Here is a 1,947-nt window from a genome sequence, read left to right on the forward strand (position 1 = left end):
AAGCATCAAGCCATAGCTTCGGTGGTGTGTTTAGCCCCGTTACATTTTCGGCGCAGAGTCACTCGACCAGTGAGCTATTACGCACTCTTTAAATGGTGGCTGCTTCTAAGCCAACATCCTGGTTGTCTGTGCAACTCCACATCCTTTCCCACTTAACACACACTTGGGGACCTTAGCTGATGGTCTGGGCTGTTTCCCTCTTGACAATGGATCTTAGCACTCACTGTCTGACTCCCGGAATTAAGTCTATGGCATTCGGAGTTTGACTGAGCTTGGTAACCCTTGCGGGCCCCGCACCCAATCAGTGCTCTACCTCCACGACTCTTCATTTCCGAGGCTAGCCCTAAAGCTATTTCGGGGAGAACCAGCTATCTCCGAGTTCGATTGGAATTTCTCCGCTACCCCCACCTCATCCCCGCACTTTTCAACGTGCGTGGGTTCGGGCCTCCAGTGCGTGTTACCGCACCTTCACCCTGGACAGGGGTAGATCACACGGTTTCGGGTCTACGTCCACGTACTAACTCGCCCTATTCAGACTCGCTTTCGCTGCGGCTACGGCTCTTCACCTTAACCTTGCACGGGAACGTAACTCGCCGGTTCATTCTACAAAAGGCACGCCATCACCCATTAATCGGGCTCTGACTTCTTGTAAGCACACGGTTTCAGGTTCTATTTCACTCCCCTTCCGGGGTGCTTTTCACCTTTCCCTCACGGTACTGCTTCACTATCGGTCGCTAGGGAGTATTTAGCCTTGGCAGATGGTCCTGCCGGATTCATACGGGGTTTCACGTGCCCCGCACTACTCGGGATCCGTCTCGGAGAGAACAGACTTTCAATTACAGGGCTGTTACCTTCTTTGGCGGGCCTTTCCAGACCTCTTCGTTTAATCGGTTCCTTTGTAACTCCATGTGAGACGTCCCACAACCCCAGAGAGCAAGCTCCCTGGTTTGGGCTAATCCGCGTTCGCTCGCCGCTACTGACGGAATCACTATTGTTTTCTCTTCCTCAAGGTACTTAGATGTTTCAGTTCCCCTGGTCTGCCTTCAGCCACCCTATGTATTCAGGTGGAGATAACTATCCATTACGATAGCTGGGTTTCCCCATTCGGACATCCCCGGATCAAAGCTTGCGTACAGCTCCCCGAGGCAGTATCGTTGTTCGCCACGTCCTTCATCGGCTCCTAGCGCCTAGGCATCCTCCGTGTGCTCTTAATAGCTTAACCAACTAAGCACAATTTCGACTTTACTTGTTTTGACACGAGTAAAGTGAAAAGGATATTTCTAAATCGCAAAATTGTTTCGTTTATCTAGTTTTCAAAGAGCAAACTCAAAATATTCTTATGGTGGAGCCAAGCGGGATCGAACCGCTGACCTCCTGCTTGCAAGGCAGGCGCTCTCCCAGCTGAGCTATGGCCCCATAATAGAAGTAATATGAAGTTAAATGGTGGGCCCTAGTGGACTCGAACCACCGACCTCACCCTTATCAGGGGTGCGCTCTAACCAGCTGAGCTAAGGGCCCATGAATTTCACTTTGTGCAAAACCCTAAAGGGCTGCGCTTGGCAACGTCCTACTCTCCCAGGACCCTGCGGTCCAAGTACCATCGGCGCTGGAGGGCTTAACGGTCGTGTTCGGGATGGGTACGTGTGGAACCCCTCCGCTATCGCCACCAAACGCATGATTGACGCCAATCAATCATATACTATATTAAGTTGAAAGAGACTTGCTCTCTCAAAACCGAACAACGAGTGAGTTAAGAGCTTTGCGAAGCAAAGCTGCTTCGCAAGCATTAAATTTGAATGTTTCCGTTTCAGGAAACGATTCTCCATAGAAAGGAGGTGATCCAGCCGCACCTTCCGATACGGCTACCTTGTTACGACTTCACCCCAATCATCTACCCCACCTTCGACGGCTGGCTCCTTGCGGTTACCCCACCGGCTTCGGGTGTTG

General features: G+C 51.4%; 2 tRNA genes and 3 rRNA genes. All 5 read right to left on the minus strand.

What is annotated here, in order from left to right:
- Nucleotides 1–1,222, minus strand: a 23S ribosomal RNA gene (locus ACFQ3J_RS26985); the annotation flags it as partial.
- A 118-nt stretch (nt 1,223–1,340) separates the two neighbouring features.
- Nucleotides 1,341–1,416, minus strand: a tRNA-Ala gene (locus tag ACFQ3J_RS26990).
- A 25-nt stretch (nt 1,417–1,441) separates the two neighbouring features.
- Nucleotides 1,442–1,518: transfer RNA gene (locus ACFQ3J_RS26995), tRNA-Ile, on the minus strand.
- Between the two features lie 36 nt (nt 1,519–1,554).
- Nucleotides 1,555–1,671, minus strand: a 5S ribosomal RNA gene (gene rrf / locus ACFQ3J_RS27000).
- 157 nt (nt 1,672–1,828) lie between these two features.
- Nucleotides 1,829–1,947, minus strand: a 16S ribosomal RNA gene (locus tag ACFQ3J_RS27005); the annotation flags it as partial.

The sequence above is a fragment of the Paenibacillus provencensis genome (genome assembly GCF_042678545.1).
Lineage (GTDB): Bacteria > Bacillota > Bacilli > Paenibacillales > Paenibacillaceae > Paenibacillus > Paenibacillus provencensis.